Source organism: Serratia sp. 121840015-1 (genome assembly GCF_053627655.1).
In genome coordinates this window covers 228606-254420 of the sequence record NZ_JBSEYF010000004.1, presented here as the reverse complement: position 1 = coordinate 254420, position 25815 = coordinate 228606, and the positions used below count along the sequence as shown (strand labels likewise).

Here is a 25815-nt window from a genome sequence, read left to right as displayed (position 1 = left end):
GGAGATCCTTAGTTCAAATTGTGCTATGCCGCTACATTACGCGCTTTGCCGCACCAACACAGCCGGATAACCGTGATGAAGATATTCAATAAATTTGAATTAAAAACGGAGGAATGCGCCGGCAGACAGAAAGATAAAAAATTTATATATTTCAATAGATTAATAACAAACATGAATGTCATGGCATTACTGCCACACAGATCCAATTTGTGAACAATTTATGTATTTTTTGTTAACACAATCTATACACTCCTCCTCTGCCGACGGGTGCCGACAGCCCCGCCGCGCAATGGGAATTACGTCTCACCAAGGAGGAATTCATGTTCAGACTCACACTGGCAACCCGCCTGGCGCTTTCCATGTCCTTATTCGCCGGCTGGACGGCAACCGCCGGCACAGCGGACAACGCGCAGCTGACGCAGCGCGAAGACCCTTACTTTCTTCAGGCGCAAGCTCAGCTGCAACAGCGGCTGAAACAGACGCCAAACACCAACCGCGCCAAAAACGTCATTCTGGTGGTCGGCGACGGCATGGGGTTTTCCACCGTGACCGCCGCCCGCATTTTTGAAGGGCAGCAGCGCGGCGTGGACGGCGAATCCAACGTGCTGGCCTGGGAGGCCTTCCCCTATCTGGCGGCGGCCAAAACCTACTCCGCCGACGCCCAAATCACCGACTCCGCGCCCAGCGCTGTGGCGATGACTACCGGCGTCAAAACCATCAACGATCTGATGGGCCTCAACCATACGGCGACCCTCAACAATTGCGAGGACCAGCAAACCAAGGCCGTCACCACGCTGTGGGAGATGGCCGCAACGCTCGGCATGTCCACCGGCGCCGTGACGACCGCGACCATCACCCACGCCACGCCGGGCGCGACCTATGCCCATATCGCCAACCGCGATTGGGAATCCGACGCAAAAATGCCGGCAGCGGCCCTGGCCGCAGGCTGCCGCGACATCGCGCGCCAACTGGTGGAAATGAAGTACGGCAACGGCCTCAACGTGGCAATGGGCGGCGGGCGCGCCAACTTCCTGCCCGACAGCGTGAGCGATCCGGAATACCCCGGCAAGACAGGCGCCAGAAAGGATGGCCGCGATCTGACGCAGGCCTGGCTACAACGCTATGGCGAGCGAGGGCAATACGTATGGAATCAGGCGCAGTTCGACAAAATCGAGCCGGGTAAGATCGACCACCTGTTGGCCCTGTTTGAGCCGTCGCACATGAACTTCGAGCACGATCGGCGGCAAGACGCGGCGGGAGAACCTTCGCTGGCGGAAATGACCGGCAAGGCCATCGATATTCTGGCCAAGAATCCCGAGGGCTACCTGCTGTTGGTGGAGGGTGGACGCATCGATCACGGCAGCCATAGCGGTAACGCCTACCGCACGCTGAGCGACGCGGTCGCCCTGAACGAAGCGGTGAAAACCATCGTCGACAAGGTCAATCTGGACGAAACCCTGGTAATCGTGACCGGCGATCACAGCCACACACTCACCATCGCCGGCTATGCCAAGCGGGGTAATCCTATCCTCGGTATTTCCGTGGGGGTCAACGGCAAACCGCTGCTGGGCAGCGACGGCAAGCCTTACACCACCGTCGGCTTCGCCAATGGCCCCGGCGGCACGATCCCACTGGCCGAACGCCCGGCATTGACCATGGAGCAGGCCACCGCGCCCGACTTTATTCAGCCGGCGCTGGTCCCGCTGAAAAGCGAGACCCACGGCGGGGAAGATCTCGGCATCTACGCCATCGGCCCCTGGGCCCATCTGTTCCAGGGCACGGTGGAGGAGAACTACACCTTCCACGTGATGAATTACGCCAGCCGCATCGGCGAACGCCTGTCAAAACGGTAGCCACAAAAAAAGCCGCGTTACGCGGCTTTTTTATCGTTGAAAGCGGCCGGCTATCAGCTGGCTTTTTTCTCGTGCGCCTGGCGGTAGGCCACCAGATCTTCGATGGTCAGCACCACCATGTCGTGCTGTTTGGCGAAGGCGATCACTTCCGGCGCGTGCGCCATGCTGCCATCGTCATTGGTCAGTTCACACAGCACGCCGGCAGGTTTGAAACCGGCCATGGAAACCAGATCGATGGTCGCTTCGGTGTGGCCGCGACGGCTCAGCACGCCGCCCGGCTGCGCGCGCAGCGGGAACACGTGGCCCGGACGGTTCAGGTCGCTCGGCTTGGCGCTGTCTGCCACCGCCGCACGGATGGTGGTCAGGCGATCGGAAGCGGAAACCCCGGTGGTCACGCCCTGCGCCGCTTCAATGGTCACGGTGAAGGCGGTCTGGAATTGGCTGGAGTTGTTGGTCACCATCATCGGCAGCTCAAGCTGCTGACGGCGTTCTTCGGTGATGCACAGGCACACGATACCGCTGCCGTGGCGAATGGTCAGCGCCATCTGCTCAACAGTCATGGTTTCCGCGGCGAAGATCATGTCACCTTCGTTTTCACGGTTTTCATCATCGAGCACCATTACGCCGCGCCCGTTGCGCAGTGCGTCAATCGCGCGTTCAACGCGTTCTGTCGGCGTGCCGAAGTCTGAAAGTAGCGTCTGATTCATGGTAAAAAACCTCATTAAAAATTATGGATTACCAGAACCAGGGCGATCTTGAGGAGTAGCTAGCAATAGCTAAAAAAATAACGCAAGCGGGCGCAAGCCCGGCAGATACCGTTACTCTCTCCCATCCGGACTATAACCGTCGGCCCCGGAATTACACCGGATCTGCTGACCTCTAACCGGCCCTGACAGGCTGGCTGAGCGCTCGCGGGCTTTCACCGTAGAAGGTGATTTACCGCCGGTGGGGACTTTCACCCCGCCCTGAGAATAAGCAGGATGACTATAACGCTAATGGGTAGGCAGGGCAATTGGCAAAAGCACAATTCGGCCACGCACGGCGAATGCGCTTAATGGTTTATCCGGCGGGCAACTCGCATTACACTAAGCGGCAGCTATTAAACTCTGAAAGGGATACGCCATGATTGACCCGAAAAAAATCGAACAAATCGCACGCCAGGTTCATGAGTCCATGCCTAAAGGCGTTCGTGAATTCGGGGAAGACGTTGAGAAAAAAATCCGTCAGGTCCTGCAGTCGCAGCTGACCCGCCTGGATTTGGTTAACCGCGAAGAGTTCGACGTACAGACTCAGGTGCTGTTGCGCACCCGCGAGAAGCTGGCGCTGTTGGAACAGCGCATGGCCGAGCTGGAAAGCAAACTGAGCGCGGCACCGGCCGCCAAGCAGGAAGACGAATAAATTCCCGCCAAGGGCGCGCACCGCGCGCCCTTGTTCTTTAGGTCGCCCGGCGTTAGCCGCGCCCGTCTTTGATCGCTTTGATGATGTTGGTGGTCGACAGCCCGTCTTCAAAGTTCAGCACTTTGACATCGCCGCCGTTGGCCCACACTTCCGCACTGCCGGCAATCTCTTCCGGTTTGTAATCACCGCCTTTCACCAGCAGATCCGGCAGAATGTCGGCGATCAAGCGCTGCGGCGTATCCTCTTCGAACGGCACTACCCAATCCACCGCTTCCAGCGCGCCCAGCACGATCATGCGGTTCTCCAGCGCGTTGACCGGGCGTGTTTCCCCTTTCAGGCGCTTGGTCGAGGCGTCGCTGTTCACCGCCACGATCAGGCGATCGCCCAGCTTGCGGGCGTTGGCCAGATAAGAGACGTGGCCGGCATGCAGAATGTCAAAGATGCCGTTGGTCATCACCACTTTCTCGCCGCGCTGGCGCGCCTGCGCCACGGCGTGTTTCAACTGCGCTTCGGTCATCACGCCAAAGCCGGTTTCGGCCCGGCCGCGCACCGCGTTTTCCAGCTCGATGGGCGACACGGTGGAAGTACCGAGCTTGCCCACCACCACGCCGGCGGCGGCGTTGGCCAGGAAACAGGACTCTTCCAGCGAATTGCCGGCGGCCAGCGAGGCGGCCAGCACGCCGATCACGGTGTCGCCGGCGCCGGTCACATCAAACACTTCCTGCGCCTGGGTCGGCAGGTGCAGCGGCTCAACGCCCGGCTGCAGCAGCGTCATGCCGTGTTCGGAACGGGTGACCAACAGCGCCGACAGCTCGAAATCCGCCACCAGCTTCATGCCGCGTTCCACCAGTTCCGCCTCATCCTTGCAGTGGCCCACCACCGCTTCGAACTCGGACAGGTTCGGCGTCAGCAGCGTCGCGCCGCGATAGCGCTCGAAGTCAGAGCCTTTCGGATCGATCAGCACCGGCACCTTGGCGGCGCGCGCCAGTTGGATCATCCCCTGCACTTGGCTGAGCGCGCCCTTGGCGTAATCGGACAGCACCAGCGCGCCAATCTGCGGCAACGCCTGCTGAATGCGCTCCAGCATCGGCTGCGGATCGACGTTGGAGAAGCCTTCTTCGAAGTCGAGACGGATCAGCTGCTGGTTGCGCGACAGCACGCGCAGCTTGGTGATGGTTGGATGGGTCGGCACCGAGACGAAGTCGCAGCGCACGTTGACTTCATTCAGCTTGGCGCTCAGCGCCCGCGCCGCATCGTCGATGCCGGTCAAGCCCACCAGACGGGAAGTGGCACCCAGCGAAGCGATGTTCATCGCCACGTTAGCCGCGCCGCCGGGACGCTCTTCGATGGTATCGACCTTGACCACCGGCACCGGGGCTTCCGGTGAAATGCGGCTGGTCGGCCCGTACCAATAGCGATCCAACATGACGTCACCGACCACCAGCACACCGGCGCGGCGAAAATCAGGCAGCGTAACTTTCATCCGATAACTCCAAAAAAGTACAAAATTTTAGTGGCGCAGATATTACCACAGACCGCCGGAATACCCGCAAAAAGGTATTAATCCAGCCATTTGGCCCAGCTGGCGCGCACCTGCTCGCGCTCGGCGGCGAACAGCCCGCTGCCGACCTTGCCGGAATGCTCCTGCAGCGCCAGATGGTGGATCTCGTCGCGCATGGTGACATAGGCCTGGGTCAGCGCGCGCGCCTCCTCTTCCGGCATGATGTCGTAATTGGCCATCAGCTCGAAGATGCGCACGTTGTCCGACCAACGCGTCAGCCGCGGTTCACCCGGCGCATAGCGTAAGACCAGATATTGGGCGATAAATTCGATGTCGGTAATGCCGCCCTCATCGGTTTTGATATCAAACAGATCGCGCTGCTTGTTGCCGAGATGGTTGCGCATCTTTTCACGCATCTCGCGCACTTCGCGCTTCAGGATCTCCGCATCGCGCGTTTTGCACAGGATCTCGCGCCGGATCGCATCGAACTGCTGATGCAGCGCCGGGTCGCCATGCACGATGCGCGCGCGCACCAGGGCCTGATGTTCCCAGGTCCAGGCTTCGTTTTGCTGGTAATCGGCGAACGCCTCGACGGTGCTGACCAGCATCCCCGCAGCGCCGGAAGGCCGCAGGCGCGCGTCCACCTCATACAGAATGCCGGAGGAGGTGCGGGTGCTGAACAGATGCATCACCCGCTGCGCCAGCCGCAGGTAGAACTGACGGCCGTCGATGCAGCGATCGCCGTCGGTCATCACCTCCGGCGGGCAATCCAGCAGGAATACCAGATCGAGATCGGAACTGTAACCCAGCTCCCAGCCGCCCAGCTTGCCGTAGCCGATCACCGCAAAGCCGCGCCCTTCGCGCTCCTGCAGATGGGTCGGTTGGCCGTAGCGCGCCACCATGTCGCTCCAGGCCTGCTGCACCACCGCGTCGATGATCGCCTCCGCCAGATAAGTCAGGTGGTCGCTCACTTTCATCACCGGCAGCGCGCCGGCGATATCCGCCGCGGCGATGCGCAGCTGCTGCGCCTGCTTGAACTGGCGCAGCGCCTCCAGCTTTTGCTCTTCGTCGTCTTCCGGCACCCGCAGCAGGTACTGGCGCAGCTCGCTGCGGTAGGCGTCCAGCGCCACCGGCTGATACAGCGTGGCCGGATCCAGCAGTTCGTCCAGCAACAGCGGGTAGCGCGACAGCTGGTTGGCAACCATCGGCGACGCGGCGCACAGGCGGATCAGATGGCTGAGCGCCGCGTGATACTCCACCAGCAGCTCGAGGTAGGTGGTGCGGGTGACGATGCTGAGCAGCAGCTGCGCCAGCCGCACCAGCGCGGTCGGCGCATCCTGGCGCGGGCACACCTCAGCCAGCAGGCGCGGCATCAGTTGATCGAGCACGTCGCGGCCGCGCGGGCCGATGGTGCGTTTGTCAACGTCGTGGCGGAAATCGGCGATGGTGCGCAGCATCTGTCGGCGCCCCTCTTCGTCCAGGTGCGGCGTCAGCGGCGCCAGCTCGTTTTCCTCCAGCGCGTCCTGCCACAGGCTGTGGTAGTGCTGATAGTCGGGATCTTCGCCGACATCCGGGCTATCGTCGCCGATCAGGTCATCGAACACCGCCCGCACCGCCTGCATGTGCAACTCCAGCGTCGCCATCAGCGCCGGCCAATCCGCCAGCCCCATGCCGTAGGCCAGCCGCGCCTGATCGAGCGCATCCTGCGGCAGCGTCTGGGTTTGCTGATCGCCGATCGCCTGCAGCAGATTCTCCAGCCGCCGCAGGAACAGGTAGGCGGCGCTCAGCGCCCGCACCTGCTCGGCCTCCAGCAGCCCCAGTTCACCCACCGCCTGCAGCGTCGGCAGCAGCGAACGCCCCTGCAGCGCCGGCTCGCGGCCGCCGCGGATCAGCTGGAATACCTGGGTGATGAATTCGATTTCGCGAATGCCGCCGGCACCCAGCTTGATGTTGTCCTTCAGGCCGCGACGCCGCACTTCACGGGCGATCATGCCCTTCATGTTGCGCAGCGACTGGATGACGCTGAAATCGATATAGCGGCGGAACACGAACGGCCGCAGCGTTTTGCGCAGCTCCTGGCTGTAGGCGTCTTCCGCGCCGCCCATCAGGCGCGCCTTCACCATCGCATAGCGCTCCCAGTCGCGCCCCTGCTCCTGATAGTAATCTTCCAGCGCCGCAAAGCTCATCACCAATGGGCCGCTGTCACCGAACGGCCGTAACCGCATGTCGACGCGATAGACGAAGCCGTCAATGGTCTGCTGATCCAGCGCCTTGATCAGCCGCTGGCCAAGGCGGGTGAAGAACTGGGCATTGTCCAGCTCGCGCCGCCCGCCCTGAGTCTGGCCGTTTTCCGGGTAGGCGAAGATCAGATCGATATCCGACGAGAAATTCAGCTCGCCGCCGCCCAGCTTGCCCATGCCGAGGATCAGCAGCGGCTGCGGTTCACCGGCGGCGTTGCACGGCGTGCCCCACTCGCGGCAACAGGTTTGGTACAGCCAGTCGCGCGCGCTGACGATCAGCGTTTCCGCCAATCCGCTCAGCTGCAGTAACGTTTCTTCGGTCGAACACAGCCCCTGAGCCTGCGCCCAGGCAATGCGCACCAGCGTTTCACGGCGAAACAGACGCAGCGTGCGCATCAGCTGCGCCTCATCGCGCACCTCTTCCAGCTCGTCCTGCAGCCAGGCGGCATAGTGTTGCCACTCGCCGGGCGCCGGTGGTTGTTCGCGCAGCGTCGCCAGCCAGGCCGGCTGAGCAAGCAGCGCGTCGCTGACGAAGTCGCTCGACGCCAGCACCCACTGCTCCTGTTCGCTAAAGGCGCTGTCCGCGCCGTGAACTTCCTGAAAACGCTGCACAACCTGCTGTGCCTGAGCCTGTAACGCGGCTGAAAGTGGCGACATAGTGTATGACCCGTTCTGCGGCCCACGGCTGGCGGGCCGGCTTGATTAACGAAGCGCGCCGTTTAACCAGAATGGCGCATGCGATAAGGCCTGTTTGCGGCTGGCTTCATACCAGCCCTGACGGCGCTCGCTCAGCGCCGCCTGCAGTTCGCGCCAGGCCTCGATATAAGGGCCGGTCTGCTCGTCGGGGTAGGCACCCGACAGCAGGACCAGCGCCGAAATCTGACGCGTCAGGCGCGGCAATTGTTCCTGATATTCATCTTCGTTCAGCGTACGGCTGAAGGCTTCTTTCAGCTCCGCACCGCTGCGCCCCAGCATGATGTCGCTGAAGCGTTTGAAAGAACCGTCCAGCTTGGCCTGCGCTTTGGCATCGATAAACGGCCGCCAGGCGCCGCTCACCAGCCATGATGTGAGCGCCAACTTACATTGCAGGTAGGTGGCGCTGTAGCACAGGGCCTCTGGTTGCGCGGCTTTGTCCGCCAACAGCGGCTCGAGCTCGGTCAGACGGGCGCGCAGATCGGCGCTGGCCTTGCGCGGCACCAAACCGCCGAAGATCACCAGCGCCTGGCGAATCGTTCCGACCGCCTCAATCACCGAAGCGCGCGCCTGCGCGTCGCCGCGCAGCCACAGCTCTTCGTGGTACTGCCAGTGGCCCAGCGCCAGCTCGAAGGCGGCGATCATCCCCTGCTCCACGGTCGCCTTCGCCGCCGGCTTCAGCACCCGCAGCGGGCGCACCTCGCGCGGCGGATTGCCCTGCGCCAGGTGGTAACCACGCGCCGCCTTGCTCAGGCTGCCCTGACGCAGCCCGCCGTGCGCCGCCAGCTCACCGGCCAACGCCAGCAGATCGGCGGTATTGCCGTTCAGCAGCTCCAGCTCTACCTCGCTCAGGGCTTCGCTGAGGTCACCGGCGCGCACCTCGCCCTGGTCCAGGCCAATCTCGATCTCGCTTTGGCCGTAAGTAACCACCCACTTCTCTCGCACGAAATCGGTACGGAACAGCGGCTGCAACGCCTGCTGCAGCGCCGCGATATCGCAATCCTGCGGCCAGATGTCGGCAGGGAACTGCGCCAACGCCAGCTGCGGCTCGGCGATAGCGACATTGTATTCCGGGCGCTGGTGCAGGCCGCCCACCACTTTACCGGCGGTTTTGATGGTCATCTCATAGCGATCGTCGAAACCGCGAATGCGCAGCCCCATGTCGTGACGGCGCAGGACGTTGTCGGCCGTTTCGAAGTAAATGTTGGTCAGCTTTTGCGGCGCGGAATGCTGATGCGGCCAGGCGGCGAGCCATTGTGGCAGAGCGGCCACCGCTTGCGGCGCGGCGATGAATTTCAGTTCAATTTCAACGGTCATAATTCTTTAACACCAATAAGTTACGCATTCGCGTCAGTTTCAGCGCGGCGCGTTCGGCCCGCCGTATGCTGCCCAATGACGCACAGTTGCCATTATCTTACCGCGATTCCCGGCGCCTTAACCCTGCTAACTGTAGAAAAAACCTGTTACGTTATAAAACGCTGCGCAACTCACAGAATCAGCCACAGTAAGATAGTTCTCATTCCGGTTTTGGCGTTGCGTCGTCAGACTGAACGCTCTACTATCGTTCCATAAATTCACCCAGAAACGATGAACTAATGCAGAAATTACGCCTGATTTGCCTTGCCGCGCTGAGCTTCAGCATCACTTGGGCCGCACATGCCGAAGATAAACGCTATATCTCCGATGAGTTAAGCACTTACGTCCATAGCGGCCCAGGTAATCAGTACCGTATTGTCGGCACTCTGAACGCCGGTGAAGAAGTCACCCTGCTGAGCGTCAACGACAGCACCAACTACGGCCAGATCCGCGATCCGAAAGGCCGCACCACCTGGATCCCGCTCGACCAGCTCAGCCAGACGCCAAGCCTGCGCACCCGCGTGCCCGAGCTGGAACAGCAGGTGAAAACCCTGACCGACAAGCTGGCCAACATCGACAACACCTGGAACCAGCGCACCTCGGAAATGCAGGAGAAAGTCGCGGGCAGCGACAGCACCATCAGCAGCCTGCAGAAGGAAAACCAGGATCTGAAAAACCAGCTGGTGGTCGCGCAGAAGAAGGTCAACGCCGTTAACCTGCAGCTCGACGACAAGCAGCGCACCATTATCCTGCAGTGGTTCATGTACGGCGGCGGCGTCGCCGGCGTCGGTTTGCTGCTGGGCCTGCTGTTGCCGCACCTGATCCCGCGCCGCAAGAACAACAACCGCTGGATGAACTGATCTCAGTATCGTTCAGTTTGAGTATGGGCGCCTGCGGGCGCCCTTTTCATTGGTGCCGACATCCCGCGGCCAATTCATGTAATCTGATAGACAGAGCCTTACACGATATTCAGGAGTCAACAGTGCAGATTTATCTGGTCGGCGGCGCCGTTCGCGACAGCCTGCTCGACATTCCGGTGGTCGATCATGATTGGGTGGTGGTGGGCGCCACGCCGGCGGAGCTGCTGGCATTGGGCTATCAGCAGGTCGGCAAAGATTTCCCGGTGTTCCTCAATCCCGATTCTCATGAGGAGTACGCGCTGGCACGCACCGAGCGCAAATCCGGCCAGGGGTACACCGGTTTTACCTGCTATGCCGCGCCGGACGTGACGCTGGAAGAAGATCTGCTGCGGCGCGATCTGACCATCAATGCCATCGCCCGCTCCGCCGAAGGGGAGCTGATTGACCCTTACGGCGGCGTGGCCGATCTGCAGGCGCGCGTGCTGCGCCACGTTTCCGACGCGTTCGGCGAAGATCCGCTGCGCGTACTGCGCGTGGCCCGCTTCGCCGCTCGCTTCGCCCACCTGGGTTTTCACATCGCCGACGAAACGCTCGCGCTGATGCGCCAAATGGCGCACGGCGGTGAACTGGCGGCGCTGACCGCCGAACGTGTCTGGAAGGAAACCGAAAAGGCGCTGCAAAGCCAGAGCCCGCAGGTCTATTTTCAGGTGTTGCGCGACTGCGATGCGCTGGCGGTGCTGTTCCCGGAAATCGACGCGCTGTTCGGCGTACCGGCCCCCGCCAAGTGGCACCCGGAGATCGACACCGGCGTGCACACGCTGATGGCGCTGGCGATTGCCGCCCGCCTCACGCCGGAGGTGGACGTGCGCTTCGCCACCCTGTGCCATGATCTCGGCAAAGGATTGACGCCGAAAGAATTCTGGCCGCATCACCACGGCCACGGCCCGGCGGGCGTGCGGCTGGTCGAAGCCCTGTGCCAGCGGCTGCGGGTGCCCAACCCGGTGCGCGATCTGAGCAAGCTGGTGGCCGAGTACCATGACCTGATCCACACCGTGAACAAGCTGCGGCCGGAAACCCTGCTGAAGCTGTTCGACGCCATCGACGTCTGGCGCAAGCCCCAGAGGCTGGAGCAGATGATCCTGACCAGCGAAGCGGACGCACGCGGCCGCACCGGCTTTGAGGAGAACCCTTATCCACAGGGTGACTATCTGCGCCAGGCGTATCAGGTGGCGAACGCGGTATCTATCAAAGAAGTGGTGGCCAGCGGGCTACAGGGCACCGCGATCCGCGACGAGCTCAAACGCCGCCGCCAGCAGGCGCTGGCCGATTGGAAGCTCAGCCAAACGATTATCAACGATCAGGCATAAAAAAACCCCGCAGAGCGGGGTTTTTTCTTGGCGTCGGGCTTACAGGAATACCATGTAAACCACGGCTGCCACGATAAAGCGGTAGATGGCGAACGGCACGAACGAGATGCGTTTGATCAGCGACAGGAAGGTCTTGATCGCAATCAGCGCCACCACGAAGGCCGTAATGAAACCGACGGCAAACATCGGCAGATCGCCCCAGGTCAGGAAGTGCAGGCTCTTGTACAGATCCAGGCCGCTGGCGCCAATCATCATCGGCACCGCCAGGATGAAGGAGAACTCGGACGCCGCATAGCGGTTCACGCCCACCAGCATACCGCCGGCGATAGTGGAACCCGAACGGGAGAAGCCCGGCCACAGCGCCAGGCACTGGAAGCAGCCGATCATGAACGCCTGGCGGTAGGTGATGTCATCCAGCCCTTCCGCGCTCGGTTTCTTCGGCTTCAGCCATTCCGCCGCCAACAGCAGCAGGCCGCCGACCACCAACGCGTACATCACGTTTTTCGGCGCGAACAGCGACTTGATGAAATCATGGAAGGCCAGGCCCAGCACCACCGCCGGGATCATAGCCAACAGGATGTGCCCCAGCTTCAGCTGGCCACTGGTTTTGCCCTCGTGCTCCACCGGCTTGCCGCCGAAATGGATGCCGATCAGGCCGAACAGCCGGCGCCAGAACATCACGACTACGGCCAGGATCGACCCCAGCTGGATAATGACTTCAAAGGTTTTGGCTTTGTCGCCGGTAAAGCCTAGCCACTCGCCGACGATGATCATATGCCCGGTGGAAGAAACCGGCAGAAATTCGGTTAATCCCTCGACAACCCCAAGAACAAACGCAATAAACAGTGAATGCATGTCTGCCATGTGCTTCGCTCACCCCATAAAATAACGGCTATCACATAAAAAAGCGGCAATGCTTAAAGACAATGCCGCTAAAACAATTCTCAGGATTAAGACCAGGTTAACGGTCTTTCGTTGCAAGCAGATGACATAAAATCATGCGGGACGAGTGCCGCGCTCAATGATCACGCCGACCCGACTGGCATGTGCTACAGCGCCCGGTTTGCTGACCTTAATACGGACCCAGGGGGAATTGAAGCGCTGAAGCAAAATTTCAGATATTTCCTCTGCCACTCGCTCCACCAGCGCAAAACGGTTCGACTCCACGTGCTGGATCACGGCGTCGCTGACGTCGGCATAGCTCAGACAGTCAGTTACGTCGTCGCTGGCGGCGGCCGGCCGGTTATCCCAGCCCATTTCGATATCGAACACCAGCTTCTGACGAATGCCCTGTTCCCACTCATAAACGCCAATGGTGGTAATTACGGTAAGCTCTTCAATAAATACGATATCCATCACGTCATTCTCTGTTTTTGGCCTTGCCGGATACCACTTCCAGCGGAATGTGCGTATTATCCATAGATGTTGCGAGTAAAACGACCATTATTAAACGGAACCGCGTTATGAGTGCTACCGCGCTTGGCATGATTATCTTCGCGTATCTGTGCGGCTCGATTTCCAGCGCGATCCTGGTTTGCCGGATCGCCAGGCTGCCGGATCCGCGTGAACATGGCTCAGGAAATCCCGGGGCGACCAACGTCCTGCGCATCGGCGGCCGGCTGGCGGCAGCGGCGGTGCTGGTATTCGATATTCTGAAAGGGATGTTGCCGGTCTGGCTGGCCTACAAACTCGATGTGCCGCCGCTGTACCTCGGTCTGACGGCGATCGCCGCCTGCCTGGGGCACATCTATCCGGTGTTCTTCCACTTCCGCGGCGGTAAGGGCGTAGCGACGGCGTTTGGCGCCATCGCGCCTATCGGTTGGGATCTGACCGGCCTGATGACCGGCACCTGGCTGCTGACGGTGCTGCTCAGCGGCTACTCTTCGCTCGGCGCCATCGTCAGCGCGCTGATCGCCCCGTTCTACGTCTGGTGGTTCAAACCGCAGTTCACCTTCCCGGTGGCGATGCTCTCCTGCCTGATCCTGATGCGGCATCACGACAATATTCAGCGCCTGTGGCGCGGCCAGGAAGGCAAGATCTGGGGCAAGTTCCGCAAGAAGAAAAACCAGGCAGATGCGGATAACGGCGATCGGCCGAAAGACGAATAACAGAAGGGCCGGATTATCCGGCCCTTTGCTTTATACCGCAGGCAGTTCCGCCAGCGGCCAGCGCGGCCGCACCGAAACGCTCAGTTCCGGGCTGGCGCCGCTCTTCAGGCGCACCATGCCGGCATAGGCGATCATCGCGCCGTTGTCGGTGCAAAATTCCGGGCGGGCATAGAATACTTCCCCACCGCGCTTGTGCATCATCTCCGCCAGCTTGGCGCGCAACGTGCGGTTGGCGCTCACGCCGCCGGCCATCACCAAGCGTTTGAAACCGGTCTGCTCCAGCGCGCGTTTGCACTTGATTGCCAGCGTGTCCACCACCGCATCCTCGAAGGCGCGGGCGATGTCGGCACGCGTCTGATCGTCGTTGCCGTTGGAGCGAATGGTGTTGGCGGCGAAGGTTTTCAGCCCGGAGAAGCTGAAGTCCAGGCCCGGACGATCGGTCATCGGCCGCGGGAAAGTGAAACGCCCCGCCGTGCCCTGCTGCGCCATCTTCGACAGCATCGGCCCGCCGGGGTAATCCAGGCCGAGCAGCTTGGCGGTTTTGTCGAACGCTTCGCCGGCGGCATCGTCGATCGATTCGCCCAGCAGTTCATACTCACCGATGCCGGTGACGCTGATCAGCTGAGTATGGCCGCCGGAGACCAGCAGCGCGACGAACGGGAACGCCGGCGGGTTATCTTCCAGCATCGGCGCCAGCAGGTGGCCTTCCATATGGTGCACCGGCACCGCCGGCACGTTCCAGGCGAACGCCAGCGCGCGCCCCACGGTAGCGCCGACCAGCAGCGCCCCCACCAGGCCCGGCCCGGCGGTGTAGGCCACGCCGTCGATGTCGGCCGGAGTCAGGTTGGCCTCTTTCAGCGCCGCCTGAATCAGCGGCACGGTTTTGCGCACGTGATCGCGCGAGGCCAGTTCCGGCACCACGCCGCCGTAGTCGGCGTGCAGCTTCACCTGGCTGTATAATTGGTTGGCCAACAAACCGGTTTGATCGTCATACACTGCAATTCCGGTTTCATCGCAGGACGTTTCTATACCCAGTACTCGCATTACATTTCCCATCATTCACGTGCGGCCGCCAGTCTACCACATTCCGCCGCATTTACCGCCAGCGCGGCGCATCTTGTCACCGGCTCGCACCTATGTCGATGATTCATCCAGAAAATGCCCAGGCGATTAAACACGAGCATTTTTTTCTGATTAGTCTATAATCAGCGCCCGGTGCAAAATTGCGCACGTTGCGGCAGAGCGACGCGGGTTTCAATTTGCGGTGATGCTTTACAAAGCAGCATCCATTGGAGTAAAATTCCGCACCATTTTGAAAAGGCTGGCGCTTGGCCAGCAACAAACCGAATTTTATTGAGGTGAGAGGCACATGCCGGTAATTAAAGTACGTGAAAACGAGCCATTTGACGTTGCTCTGCGTCGTTTCAAACGCTCTTGCGAAAAAGCAGGTGTTTTAGCTGAAGTTCGTCGTCGTGAGTTTTATGAAAAACCAACTACCGAACGTAAACGCGCTAAAGCTTCTGCTGTGAAACGTCACGCGAAGAAACTGGCTCGCGAAAACGCACGCCGCACTCGTCTGTATTAATTCTTCGGGGGCAACCCCACCGCGTGAATTTCTGATTTTCAAAATCGCGCAGACCGAGTAGTTGCATACGAAGGCCGTGCTTTCCGAAAGGAATGCGCGGCTTGTTCTCGTTTATAGGCTAATGAAGTAAGGGCTTATGGCTGGACGAATTCCGCGCGTATTTATCAATGACTTGCTGGCTCGCACCGACATCGTCGACTTGATCGACGCCCGCGTGAAGCTCAAGAAGCAAGGCAAGAACTACCACGCGTGCTGTCCGTTCCACCACGAAAAGACGCCTTCCTTTACCGTTAATGGCGAAAAGCAGTTTTATCACTGTTTTGGGTGTGGTGCGCACGGCAACGCCGTCGATTTTTTGATGAATTACGACCGACTCGAGTTTGTCGAAACCATCGAAGAGCTGGCGACCATGCACGGGCTGGAAGTGCCTTATGAAGCGGGCACCGGGCCAACCCAGATCGAACGCCATCAGCGCCAGAGCCTGTACCAACTGATGGAGCAGCTCAGCGCGTTCTATCAACAGTCACTGCAGCAGTCCTCCGGGGCACCGGCGCGCAGCTATTTGCAGCAGCGCGGATTAAGTGACGACGTTATTCGCCATTTCGCCATCGGCTTCGCGCCGGCGGGATGGGACAACGCCCTGAAGCGTTTCGGCCGCGACGCCGACTCGCGCCGCGCATTGAACGATGCCGGCATGCTGGTGACTAACGATCAGGGGCGTTCGTACGACCGTTTCCGTGAACGGGTGATGTTCCCCATCCGCGACAAGCGCGGGCGCGTGATCGCCTTCGGCGGCCGCGTATTGGGTGACGGTATGCCGAAGTACCTGAACTCGCCGGAAACCGAAGTTTTCCATAAGGGCCGCCAGCTGTACGGCCTGTATGAAGCACAGCAGAACCACCCTACCCTCCAGCGGCTGCTGGTGGTGGAAGGGTATATGGACGTGGTGGCGTTGGCGCAATTCGGCATCGATTATGCCGTCGCCTCGCTCGGAACCTCGACGACGGCTGAACACATTCAGCTGCTGTTCCGCGCCACCGACAACGTCGTCTGCTGTTACGACGGCGACCGCGCCGGCCGCGAGGCGGCATGGCGGGCGCTGGAAACCGCGCTGCCGTACCTGAACGACGGGCGCCAGCTGCGGTTCATGTTTTTGCCCGACGGCGAAGATCCGGACACCCTGGTGCGCAAGGAAGGCAAAGAAGCCTTCGAACAGCGAATGGAGCAGGCGCAGCCGCTGTCCACGTTCCTGTTCGAAAGTCTGCTGCCGCAGGTGGATCTGAGCAGCCCGGACGGGCGCGCCAAGCTGAGCACGCTGGCGCTGCCGCTGATTACTCAGGTGCCGGGCGAAACGTTGCGCTTGTACCTGCGTCAGGAGCTCGGCAACAAGCTGGGGCTGCTGGACGACAGCCAGCTCGACAAGCTGATGCCCAAGCAGGCGGAAAATGCGAATCCTTATCAGGCGCCCCAGCTAAAACGCACAACCATGCGTATACTGATAGGGTTACTGGTGCAAAATCCGCAGTTGGCTACACTTATCCCTTCGCTTGAAGGGCTGGAGCAGACCAAACAGGCGGGATTGCCGCTGTTCGTCGAACTGGTACAGACCTGTTTGGCGCAGCCGGGCCTGACGACCGGGCAATTGCTGGAGCTGTATCGCGACAACAAATTCAGCCAGCAGCTTGAAACCTTGGCGACATGGAACCATATGATCGTTGAGGACATGGTCGAACAGACCTTTTTGGATACGTTGGCCAGCCTGTACGACTCGGTGCTCGAGCAACGGCTGGAAACGCTGATCGCCCAGGCCAGAACGCGCGGCCTGAGCCCGGAGGAACGTGAAGAAGTCCGTTCTCTCAACCAGGTTTTAGCGAAGAAAAACTGAATACCAAACGGCTTAAGTGCCGATAATTGCGAGGGCAGAGCCCTGCACAGTGCCGCCATAGTGGGCCGCGGCGATAACGAAAACGCCCCAAATGCTATTGTTGGCGGTTTCGCCGACCGACACCAACCTAAATACTCTGAAGTGTGGATACCGTCTTATGGAGCAAAACCCGCAGTCACAGCTGAAGCTACTTGTCACCCGTGGTAAGGAGCAAGGCTATCTGACCTATGCTGAGGTCAATGACCATCTGCCGGAAGATATCGTCGACTCCGATCAGATCGAAGACATCATCCAGATGATTAACGACATGGGCATCCAGGTGATGGAAGAAGCACCGGACGCCGATGACCTGCTGCTCGCCGAAAACTCGAACAGCACGGACGAAGATGCGGAAGAAGCCGCCGCACAGGTTCTGTCCAGCGTGGAATCCGAAATCGGCCGCACCACCGACCCGGTGCGCATGTACATGCGCGAAATGGGTACCGTCGAACTGCTGACGCGCGAAGGCGAAATCGACATCGCCAAGCGCATCGAAGACGGCATCAACCAGGTTCAGTGCTCGGTTGCCGAATACCCGGAAGCCATTACCTACCTGCTTGAGCAGTACGATCGCGTCGAAGCGGGCGAAGCGCGCCTGTCCGATCTGATCACCGGCTTCGTCGATCCTAACGCGGAAGAGGACATCGCCCCAACCGCCACCCACATCGGTTCTGAACTGTCGAGCGAAGAGCAAGACGACGACGAAGAAGATGAAGACGACGAAGACGACGATACCGAAGACGACAACAGCATCGATCCTGAGCTGGCGCGTCAGAAGTTCGCCGAGCTGCGCGATCAGTATGAAGCGACGCGTCTGGTGATCAAGAAGAACGGCCGCAGCCACGCCAGCGCCGCGGACGAGATCCTGAAGCTGTCTGAAGTGTTCAAGCAGTTCCGCCTGGTGCCGAAGCAGTTCGACTTCCTGGTCAACAGCATGCGCACCATGATGGACCGGGTTCGCACCCAGGAACGCATCATCATGAAGCTGTGCGTTGAACAGTGCAAAATGCCGAAGAAAAACTTCGTCACCCTGTTCGCCGGCAACGAAACCAGCGATTCCTGGTTCGAAGCCGCGCTGGCGATGGCCAAGCCATGGTCGGAAAAGCTGAAAGACGTGGCTGAAGACGTGCAGCGCAGCCTGCAGAAACTGCGTCAGATCGAAGAAGAAACCGGCCTGACCATCGAGCAGGTCAAAGACATCAACCGTCGCATGTCGATCGGTGAAGCGAAAGCTCGCCGCGCGAAGAAAGAGATGGTTGAGGCCAACCTGCGTCTGGTTATTTCCATCGCCAAGAAATACACCAACCGCGGCCTGCAGTTCCTGGATCTGATCCAGGAAGGCAACATCGGCCTGATGAAAGCGGTAGACAAGTTCGAATACCGCCGCGGCTACAAGTTCTCGACGTACGCCACCTGGTGGATCCGTCAGGCTATCACCCGCTCCATCGCCGACCAGGCGCGCACCATCCGTATCCCGGTGCATATGATTGAGACCATCAACAAGCTCAACCGTATTTCGCGCCAGATGCTGCAAGAGATGGGCCGCGAGCCGACGCCGGAAGAGCTGGCCGAGCGCATGCTGATGCCGGAAGACAAGATCCGCAAAGTGCTGAAGATCGCCAAAGAGCCAATCTCGATGGAAACGCCGATCGGCGACGACGAAGATTCGCATCTGGGCGACTTCATCGAGGATACCACCCTCGAGCTGCCTCTGGATTCCGCGACCTCGGAAAGCCTGCGTTCCGCCACCCACGACGTGCTGGCCGGCCTGACCGCGCGCGAAGCGAAAGTGCTGCGCATGCGTTTCGGCATCGACATGAACACCGACCACACGCTGGAAGAGGTTGGCAAGCAGTTTGACGTTACCCGTGAGCGTATTCGTCAGATCGAAGCCAAGGCGCTGCGCAAGCTGCGTCACCCAAGCCGCTCCGAAGTGCTGCGCAGCTTCCTGGACGACTAAGTCCGGCGGTTGCACTCAAAACAAAAACCCCGGCCTGCCGGGGTTTTTTTATGCCTCAGAACATGCTGTTGCCGCTGGCGGTCTTCTCCGGCACCGGCTGCGTCACGTCCCAGTGCTCAACGATTTTTCCGGCGCTGTCGAGACGGAAGATATCGACGATCGCCGCAGTTTTACCGGCCTCGCGCCCGCTGACTTCCACATGCAAAATCACATAGTCACCGTCGACGAACGCCTGTTTTACCTCACTGTGCGAGTTGGGGTAACGCGTTTTCAGCAGCTCGACAAATTGACGAAAACCCGCCACGCCGTCTTTGGCGTTGGGGTTATGCTGCTTGTACTGTTCCCCCAAAAACGGCCGCGCCGCCGCAAAATCCTTGTTGTTCAGCCCCTGCCGATAAAACTCCAGCACGTTCTGCTTGTTGCGCGCTTCCTGTGGTGAATGCCCCGCCTGTGCAGCGCCGGTCACCAATAACAGCACCATCACACAGCCTTTCATTATCGATGTCATCGCATACTCCCTTATGTCATTGCAACGCCAGGAACAGCTCGCGATAGCTGGCGGTAAGCTGCTCCAGCGTGGCGCGATTCAATCCGCTGGGGTTGGGCAATACCCACACCTCGGTTTCCCCCAGCATCAGCGCCTGCTTGCCCCAGGGCGCGTTTTTCACCCCGAAGGCGGTGGTAAACGCCTGCTTGCCCAAAATCGCCAGCGCGCGCGGCTGATAGCGCAGGATTTTCTCTTGCAGCGCCTCGCCGCCGCTGCGCAGCTCGTCGCGCGACAGCTCGCTGGCCGCCACCGTCGGGCGCGCCACCAGCGCGGTAATGCCGCAGCCATTATCCTTCAGCTGCTGCCACTGCTCCGGCGCCAGCTGGCTCGCGGTAAAGCCGGCCTGATGGATCACCTTCCAGAAGCGGTTGCTGCCGTTGGCGAAAGGATAGCCCTGATGGGCGGAAGAAAGGCCGGGATTGATGCCGCAAAACACCACCCGCAGGTTGGGCGCCAGAAGTTCCATGAGTATCGTGAGTCCATTGCAGGGATTTACTGCGGTTATCGCAAAATCCGCCAGCAATTACAACAGGCTAGAACTGTGCAGAAAAGCAACATACGGGCGGGTAACAGTAGACCGCCGCTTAAGGATTCCCTATAATCTCGCGGCTTGGCCCCTTAGCTCAGTGGTTAGAGCAGGCGACTCATAATCGCTTGGTCGTTGGTTCAAACCCAACAGGGGCCACCAAATTTTTGTTTTAAAATCATACAAAAAAGCCACTTAACTGAGTGGCTTTTTTGTTTTCAAATTTGGAGTGGCGATATAATGGCGATAGAACAAGCGGTGCAATGTGAATGGATTGACTTACTGCAAAGTAGCTTATCTAGCGGAGCACTGATTCCAGCATCTGCAGTTGTAGCAATTTGCCTTTTTATACTAAGAGAAATTCTCGAGGGACGGCGCAAGTGTAGGGTGAGGAAAAATGAGATTCGTGCTCTGAAACGGATCTTTGCTCGCGAATGTCAGCTAGCTTGGTACAGAGCGGGGCAAATCAAAAAACTATCTGAAATATTCGCGCCATTCGAAAAAGCACCTGAGGATGAATGCCCATTTGAGCTTAAGGTGTTCAAAACTACCGCTGGAAAAATTCGCTATTTGATCTCCAAAAATGGGGCTGAACGCTTAGGTGGAATGCTCCCTGAGCAATCAACTACTACATTTGAAAAATACTTATACGATACATCTAAAATTGATTCTTCTTTTTATGAAAAAGTGAATGCGGCATACACAGCTGTCATTGAAATAAAGCACCTTCATGAATCTTTAATTGATCATCAAGACTCAGCAGAAATAATAGGAATTCAAAATGTTATGCTTGGTTTTTCGAGTTACGCTCTTGAGGAAATTGCCTGGATTGAAAAAGAGATAAAGGCTCTCTACAAGACTTGTACTGGTAAAGAGCTAACTAGTGGTCTTCTGCGATAAAAAGCCCGCCGGATGAACTGTTCTTCATAAAGTTGAACAGTCTTCGTTGCTAGGTCAGTATGTAAGCACACCAGTTTGAGCTCCACACATTTTTGAAATTTCCGGGGGAAGATAAACATAACACTGACTGGAGGAATAAAACAGCACTCGGAATAACTAATCCTTGAAAAATGGAATCTGGAAAATTCCGGTTGATGGCTGGAAAAAGAGTTATCATATGTACGAATAAATAAAACTGAGTAATTCACGCCATGATATAAAAACAGGAAGAAATAAGAGTATAGAGTAAAGATCCTCTATACCCTATTTATTTATATTTTATTCTCTATCTTACTGATAAAAAACTTATAAGGATTAACACCTTTCATTTCCTTCATAACCTCAGCAATAGTTCCAGCAGCACGAACAAAATCATCTTTTGCCTTTGCTATTTCACCTTTATTTGATAATCTTCCAGCTACACCTGGCTTGAGCATAAATATGTATCTAGCAAATAATTTCAACAGATCTTTCCAAAGCATGCACGCAGCTTCCTTATAAACTGTTGTATTAAATCCTATCTGATATGGCGAAAGTATTTTTCCATTGAGTAATGTTTCCAAAAGACCGCTCATAGCATGAACAGTCATGAATGCACTTCCCCTTTCATTCAGAAATGATAATAAGTTTTCTTCATCTTGTTTCAATTGCCCTTGCTTACTGCTTTCCTGAAGCTCAGACTTCAAAAGGTTCGGAGCCTCATTTAAAGAATAAACAAATAATATATGCTGTGCTGAAATAGTCTCATTAAATGCAACTTTATAATGGTCATCCTGCTCCCATATTTGCATTTTATTATGATAACTGTCATAGGGACTTCCGTGCCAAGCCGTTAGTGCTTGCGCTGCGGTATGTGATTCGATTTTATGTTTCTTGTTTGTAAATACATGCCCACGTAAGCCTCCGTCATATTCAGCAACTTTTAATTTTTTAAATTCACTTCTCAGCCGTGTTTGAATATTGTCATTCGCACGAAAATCAGACTGAATAACTTTATTTTGACTATTATTAAACTTAGTTATAGATCTAACTGTATCTTTACTTTCACATTTAATAAACCTAACTCCAACTTCTATATTAGATAAATCTATGTCATGTCCTAATTCACCTAAAGAACCAGTAGTTTGAGCTCCGTTTACAATGCCTATGCCCGTGATGGATTTAATTTTTACGTCGTTATCTAACTCAAAATCATGGACCAACGCTGTGATTCCGTTGTTGAAAACAAAGAAATCATGTGGTGAAGATTGAGCCGAAAGTTGAATTCCAGCATTAATAACCTTATCAGAATCCTTATTGTTAGCCCCCATAAATCCACGCACATTAGGATTATAAAGACCTTCACTTACATAATTCCTATACAGTTCTGCAAGCCACTCCCCATTAACTGTAGTTATAAATGTCTTCCAGGCAGCATCTTGCATCAAGAAGCCCTTTCGGGGTACATCAAACTCAAACTTATCTGCAACAGAGATAGCCTGAGAGGAAGATCTATAGAAACTATCTAGAGTTTCCAAACCTACCTCTCTAAACTGTAATGCAATATTCTTTGCTACTTCACCATATTTATCTAATTGATTTCTGACACCTGCGACGCAAAGCCCCATGTCACTTTGGATTGTTTTATTCTCAGGACAATTGTGGATATACCATACGTGTATAGCCCGAATAGTTCCTTCACGGATCGCTTCCCTTGCATCTAATATATGCGGAGAAACCCCAGCAGGTAAATTAGCCTCATCAGTAGAAAGAATTACTGCCATCGCATGCCCTAAATCAGTACCTTTGTTACCTTTAGCACTTACCCGCAGGTTTTTCGATTGATATGCTTGGCAGACAACGATAATCCCCATATCTCTGTTGACGTAAAGAATATCTATTTTTGCATCACCGCCCCCACCAGTTACAGCAGGCATCAACGTTGCAATCGGATCATCAATCCCAAAGCACAACTCCATCCCAAAAGCTGCGATTTTATTTTCCAAAAATGGATCGAGATCATCACGTTGGTTTAAAGCTTGAATGAATTGACTTTCATCAAAGGACGTGTACGGCATACTGTGTATCTTCCTTATTTACGTTAAATAGCAATAGTAATTAGAGTTTATTATTTACTCATTAATTAATATATAAAACGTGACTTAAATCACAGAATTACGAATGACGATACGAGTGTAGAGAGTGTGTAATTATTGGTAAAAATGCCTACTTACCTAAATAATCATCAAGGTAACATAAAATCATCACTCACCTATAAGTTATTGAGCATCAGTTTAAGTTCTGAAAAATTAGTCAACCTCTATACAAAATATATAAAAAACAATAATATCATCAAGCGATAATTTAAATTAAAATAGTTTGATTGATAATTATTGACTGGTAACACCCCCCCCCAATAGGTGCCACGTACTGTAACAGTTTTTTGTTCAAAAGGATTCTCAGTAATGACTTTGAGAAGGTGCCACAATATGTAAAAGACTTCAATATCGCACCAGACCTGCCGGCCCCAGCAGAAGATATGATGAGATTCGCGCGATTATGAATTACCTTATGAGGATGCAACAACGACCAGCGATTAATAGCTTAATTTTTTCGCTCGCCTCTCACAAGGCTACACAAAGCAATAGTGACAAACACCAGTAACAGGAATATTGCCGCGCTCAGAATTCGTTGCCACCATTCGTCGAACCAGAACAGTGAGCCAAACGCAGCGACAGAAAATATCCCGCCCAAAATCGCTTCCACAAGGTGCGACAATCCTTTACCGAGCTTACTGCCCCAAGACTTTAGATAGCTCATGATTCACACCTTCACAGAACATTTTCGATTTGCTGGTATAGGCAACAAAGGGTTCAAGATACTCCTCCGCCAGAAAGTAGATCATGTCCAAATTTCGTGGCGTGAGCTTATGGTACGTTGAGGGATATTGTTCCCGCAAACGACGCGAAGAAACGGCGGCCTGTTCAATAATTCCTTGTAAAAGAATGATGTTTAGCCCAGCAATGGTGACACCTTTGAATACCCATTTGAAAAGTGTGCTGCCGATAACCTTTTTCAAAATATGGTGTGTGATTTGCTGAACCAGAATGAACTGCGTCCCCATACGTCCTGTAAGATAACCCTCTACATGGTTTAATTTTTGGCTTAGCACGGTTTGTGTTTGCAGATCCATCCGCTGATAGCAGTCACGGATAATCACCGCTATCAGCTCACGTAGCGGGGCTTCGATACCATAGCCGGCACGAACGACCTTGATGAACCGTTCCGTTTCGATTTCATTGCGGCGCTTAAGCTCTCGACCGCCGAGCCCTGCTCCCTGCCATGTCCTACGAGCACTATAGGCAATGCCCCTTGGTAAAGACTCTATTCCCTCAAGAATTCCTTGAGCTACGGCTTTCGCATCCATAACAATCCCTTATCAGCGCCCTGGCCGTACCCTATACTAACTTCGCTTAAAATATCAACACCCCTTTCATCCTAATGAAGGGCGCCCCTCGGCATAATGGCTTTTTTGTTTCCCGCTGCCGTGCCACACTTCCCTCTCGGCATTCCTGATTTATTCCGACTCATAAGGCCCCTGCATGATCGTCAACTGCGACCACGACAACCTTGATGCCTGGCTGGCGCTGCGCTCGGCGCTGTGGCCCACCTGCCCGCGGGAAGAACACCGCGCAGAAATGCGCGAAATATTGGCTTCGCCGCACCACACCGCGTTTATGGCGCGGGGGCTGGACGGCGCTTTCGTTGGCTTTGCCGAGGTCGCGCTGCGCTACGATTATGTCAACGGCTGCGAATCGTCGCCGGTGGCGTTTTTGGAAGGGATTTATACCATCGAACGCGCCCGCCGCCAGGGCTGGGCGGCGCGCCTGATCGCGCAGGTGCAGGAGTGGGCCAAGCAGCAGGGGTGCAGCGAGCTGGCGTCGGATACCGATATCGCCAATCTGGACTCCCAGCGCCTGCATGCGGCGCTGGGCTTTGCAGAAACGGAACGGGTGGTGTTTTACCGAAAAACGCTTGGCTGATCAGGCACCTTGTGTTGCCGCTGATGCACCAACTGCTCGGCGCGCAGCAGCCTCTTCCCCACCAATATTAACCAACCCCCATCCCCATCCAGCGTTTGCCGTGGCACTCTCACCGACACAGCAACCGAATCGGTCGCCCATCAACATAAGGCTATCAAATACAATCACAATTAGCGTAATTGGTTCTATTTTGATTGGATTTGTCGCCTTACTTTATTTTGAAAAACTTATAATGGGGACATCACATACCCGCAGATACCGCTCAATAGAACAGGAGATTGGCATTTATGAAACTGACCAGCCAAAGCTTTAAAGAAGGAGAGTTCATTCCCGGTGAGTTCGCCTTCGCTGTCCCCGATGCCGCCAACCATGTCGCTTTATCGGGAAATCGCAACCCCCATCTGGCCTGGAGTGAAGTGCCTGCAGGCACGCAGTCTTTCGTGATCGTCTGCCATGATCCCGACGTGCCAAGCCGTGGTGATGATGTGAATCAAGAGGGTCGGGTTGTGCCCGCATCGTTGCCGCGCGTTGATTTCTTTCATTGGCTGCTGCTGGATATTCCGGCCAGTACCGTAGAAATTGCGGCGGGTTCTCAATCGGACGGCGTAACGCCGCGTGGCAAAGCCGGGCCAAGCGCCCCCTCAGCCTATCGCCACGGCATCAATGACTATACCGATTGGTTTGCCGCCGACGAGCAGATGAAGGGGGAATACTACGGTTACGATGGCCCATGCCCACCGTGGAACGATACGTTAGTTCATCATTATATTTTCACGGTTTATGCGCTTGCTACCCCCGGTTTGGATGTGCAGGGGCCTTTGACAGGGGCTAATGTGAATGCCGCCCTGGCGGAAGCGCCAGTGTTAGCCCAGGCAAGCCTGACAGGGCTCTACAGCCTGAACCCTAACGTAGCGCCGAGGGTGAAATAACCCCATG

The 25815-nt window shown here is 56.6% G+C and carries 23 protein-coding genes, 1 tRNA gene and 1 riboswitch; of the genes, 12 read left to right on the top strand and 12 right to left on the bottom strand.

Annotated features, from left to right (window positions below; genetic code table 11):
• Positions 1–320 precede the first annotated feature (320 nt).
• Positions 321–1853 carry an alkaline phosphatase gene (locus tag ACUXAC_RS19395; RefSeq protein ID WP_283439974.1) on the top strand — a complete coding sequence of 511 codons (1533 nt, stop codon included), beginning with the start codon at positions 321–323 and terminating at the stop codon, positions 1851–1853.
• Between the two features lie 53 nt (positions 1854–1906).
• Here ACUXAC_RS19395 and ribB read toward each other — a convergent pair whose 3' ends face one another.
• Positions 1907–2560 (bottom strand): 3,4-dihydroxy-2-butanone-4-phosphate synthase, encoded by a 654-nt coding sequence (gene ribB, locus ACUXAC_RS19390; protein WP_033636071.1) that lies wholly within the window; start codon positions 2558–2560, stop codon positions 1907–1909.
• A 109-nt stretch (positions 2561–2669) separates the two neighbouring features.
• Positions 2670–2830, bottom strand: a riboswitch (FMN riboswitch).
• 145 nt (positions 2831–2975) lie between these two features.
• On the opposite strand from ribB, the gene ubiK reads away from it, so the two are divergent.
• On the top strand, positions 2976–3251 hold the full coding sequence (gene ubiK / locus ACUXAC_RS19385) for a ubiquinone biosynthesis accessory factor UbiK (RefSeq protein ID WP_004937216.1): 276 nt from the start codon (positions 2976–2978) through the stop codon (positions 3249–3251).
• A 52-nt stretch (positions 3252–3303) separates the two neighbouring features.
• Here ubiK and hldE read toward each other — a convergent pair whose 3' ends face one another.
• From hldE to ACUXAC_RS19370, 3 genes are all read right to left on the bottom strand, one after another.
• Positions 3304–4734, bottom strand: a complete 1431-nt coding sequence (gene hldE, locus ACUXAC_RS19380) for a bifunctional D-glycero-beta-D-manno-heptose-7-phosphate kinase/D-glycero-beta-D-manno-heptose 1-phosphate adenylyltransferase HldE (RefSeq protein WP_019453075.1) — start codon at positions 4732–4734, stop codon at positions 3304–3306.
• 77 nt (positions 4735–4811) lie between these two features.
• Positions 4812–7649, bottom strand: a complete 2838-nt coding sequence (gene glnE, locus ACUXAC_RS19375) for a bifunctional [glutamate--ammonia ligase]-adenylyl-L-tyrosine phosphorylase/[glutamate--ammonia-ligase] adenylyltransferase (protein WP_141960302.1) — start codon at positions 7647–7649, stop codon at positions 4812–4814.
• Positions 7650–7694: 45 nt separating this feature from the next.
• On the bottom strand, positions 7695–9002 hold the full coding sequence (locus tag ACUXAC_RS19370; protein ID WP_060424745.1) for a CYTH domain-containing protein: 1308 nt from the start codon (positions 9000–9002) through the stop codon (positions 7695–7697).
• Between the two features lie 278 nt (positions 9003–9280).
• On the opposite strand from ACUXAC_RS19370, the gene ACUXAC_RS19365 reads away from it, so the two are divergent.
• Together ACUXAC_RS19365 and ACUXAC_RS19360 are read left to right on the top strand one after the other, a co-directional pair.
• Positions 9281–9901 (top strand): TIGR04211 family SH3 domain-containing protein, encoded by a 621-nt coding sequence (locus ACUXAC_RS19365; protein ID WP_019453078.1) that lies wholly within the window; start codon positions 9281–9283, stop codon positions 9899–9901.
• A gap of 122 nt (positions 9902–10023) precedes the next feature.
• Positions 10024–11268 carry a multifunctional CCA addition/repair protein gene (locus ACUXAC_RS19360; RefSeq protein WP_197796853.1) on the top strand — a complete coding sequence of 415 codons (1245 nt, stop codon included), beginning with the start codon at positions 10024–10026 and terminating at the stop codon, positions 11266–11268.
• 39 nt (positions 11269–11307) lie between these two features.
• Here the strand turns inward: ACUXAC_RS19360 and bacA are convergent, their stop codons facing one another.
• Both bacA and folB read right to left on the bottom strand, forming a co-directional pair.
• Positions 11308–12132 (bottom strand): undecaprenyl-diphosphate phosphatase, encoded by an 825-nt coding sequence (bacA, locus tag ACUXAC_RS19355; RefSeq protein ID WP_025160107.1) that lies wholly within the window; start codon positions 12130–12132, stop codon positions 11308–11310.
• Between the two features lie 132 nt (positions 12133–12264).
• Positions 12265–12624, bottom strand: a complete 360-nt coding sequence (folB, locus tag ACUXAC_RS19350; RefSeq protein WP_019453081.1) for a bifunctional dihydroneopterin aldolase/7,8-dihydroneopterin epimerase — start codon at positions 12622–12624, stop codon at positions 12265–12267.
• Between the two features lie 107 nt (positions 12625–12731).
• Between folB and plsY the strand changes: the two genes are divergently transcribed.
• Positions 12732–13376 carry a glycerol-3-phosphate 1-O-acyltransferase PlsY gene (plsY, locus tag ACUXAC_RS19345; RefSeq protein WP_049198480.1) on the top strand — a complete coding sequence of 215 codons (645 nt, stop codon included), beginning with the start codon at positions 12732–12734 and terminating at the stop codon, positions 13374–13376.
• 30 nt (positions 13377–13406) lie between these two features.
• On the opposite strand, the gene tsaD is transcribed toward plsY, so the two are convergent.
• Entirely contained in the window at positions 13407–14420 is a 1014-nt protein-coding gene (gene tsaD / locus ACUXAC_RS19340; RefSeq protein ID WP_049198481.1) for a tRNA (adenosine(37)-N6)-threonylcarbamoyltransferase complex transferase subunit TsaD, read from the bottom strand.
• A 325-nt stretch (positions 14421–14745) separates the two neighbouring features.
• Between tsaD and rpsU the strand changes: the two genes are divergently transcribed.
• The 3 genes from rpsU (at position 14746) to rpoD (ending at position 18845) form a co-directional block, all read left to right on the top strand.
• The gene (gene rpsU, locus ACUXAC_RS19335; RefSeq protein WP_001144069.1) at positions 14746–14961 is read left to right on the top strand and encodes a 30S ribosomal protein S21; all 216 of its coding nucleotides are present in this window, start codon (positions 14746–14748) and stop codon (positions 14959–14961) included.
• A gap of 136 nt (positions 14962–15097) precedes the next feature.
• Positions 15098–16846, top strand: coding sequence for a DNA primase (gene dnaG, locus ACUXAC_RS19330; protein ID WP_025304325.1), 1749 nt, complete (start codon positions 15098–15100; stop codon positions 16844–16846).
• A gap of 157 nt (positions 16847–17003) precedes the next feature.
• Positions 17004–18845: an RNA polymerase sigma factor RpoD gene (gene rpoD / locus ACUXAC_RS19325; protein WP_004937194.1), complete on the top strand. Its 1842-nt coding sequence runs from the start codon at positions 17004–17006 to the stop codon at positions 18843–18845.
• Between the two features lie 55 nt (positions 18846–18900).
• Here rpoD and ACUXAC_RS19320 read toward each other — a convergent pair whose 3' ends face one another.
• A complete protein-coding gene (locus ACUXAC_RS19320; RefSeq protein WP_387444981.1) occupies positions 18901–19353 on the bottom strand; it encodes a nuclear transport factor 2 family protein in 453 nt (150 codons plus the stop codon).
• Between the two features lie 16 nt (positions 19354–19369).
• Complete coding sequence (gene mug, locus ACUXAC_RS19315; RefSeq protein ID WP_141960308.1) at positions 19370–19858, bottom strand: G/U mismatch-specific DNA glycosylase; 489 nt, start codon at positions 19856–19858, stop codon at positions 19370–19372.
• Between the two features lie 146 nt (positions 19859–20004).
• Between mug and ACUXAC_RS19310 the strand changes: the two genes are divergently transcribed.
• A tRNA-Ile gene (locus ACUXAC_RS19310) sits at positions 20005–20080 on the top strand.
• Positions 20081–20158: 78 nt separating this feature from the next.
• The gene (locus ACUXAC_RS19305; protein ID WP_387444983.1) at positions 20159–20818 is read left to right on the top strand and encodes a hypothetical protein; all 660 of its coding nucleotides are present in this window, start codon (positions 20159–20161) and stop codon (positions 20816–20818) included.
• 311 nt (positions 20819–21129) lie between these two features.
• On the opposite strand, the gene ACUXAC_RS19300 is transcribed toward ACUXAC_RS19305, so the two are convergent.
• The 3 genes from ACUXAC_RS19300 to ACUXAC_RS19290 all read right to left on the bottom strand — a co-directional run bounded on the left by ACUXAC_RS19300 (position 21130) and on the right by ACUXAC_RS19290 (position 24263).
• On the bottom strand, positions 21130–22914 hold the full coding sequence (locus tag ACUXAC_RS19300; RefSeq protein ID WP_454266834.1) for an AIPR family protein: 1785 nt from the start codon (positions 22912–22914) through the stop codon (positions 21130–21132).
• 526 nt (positions 22915–23440) lie between these two features.
• Positions 23441–23656, bottom strand: a complete 216-nt coding sequence (locus tag ACUXAC_RS19295; protein ID WP_387444987.1) for a hypothetical protein — start codon at positions 23654–23656, stop codon at positions 23441–23443.
• Positions 23628–24263: a hypothetical protein gene (locus tag ACUXAC_RS19290; protein WP_060660224.1), complete on the bottom strand. Its 636-nt coding sequence runs from the start codon at positions 24261–24263 to the stop codon at positions 23628–23630. Before ACUXAC_RS19290 ends, ACUXAC_RS19295 begins: the two co-directional genes overlap by 29 nt.
• Positions 24264–24438: 175 nt before the next feature.
• Here ACUXAC_RS19290 and aac(6') point away from each other — a divergent pair, with 175 nt between their 5' ends.
• Both aac(6') and ACUXAC_RS19280 read left to right on the top strand, forming a co-directional pair.
• A complete protein-coding gene (gene aac(6'), locus ACUXAC_RS19285; RefSeq protein WP_033651281.1) occupies positions 24439–24879 on the top strand; it encodes an aminoglycoside 6'-N-acetyltransferase in 441 nt (146 codons plus the stop codon).
• A gap of 287 nt (positions 24880–25166) precedes the next feature.
• Complete coding sequence (locus tag ACUXAC_RS19280) at positions 25167–25808, top strand: YbhB/YbcL family Raf kinase inhibitor-like protein (protein WP_122016778.1); 642 nt, start codon at positions 25167–25169, stop codon at positions 25806–25808.
• Positions 25809–25815 lie beyond the last annotated feature (7 nt).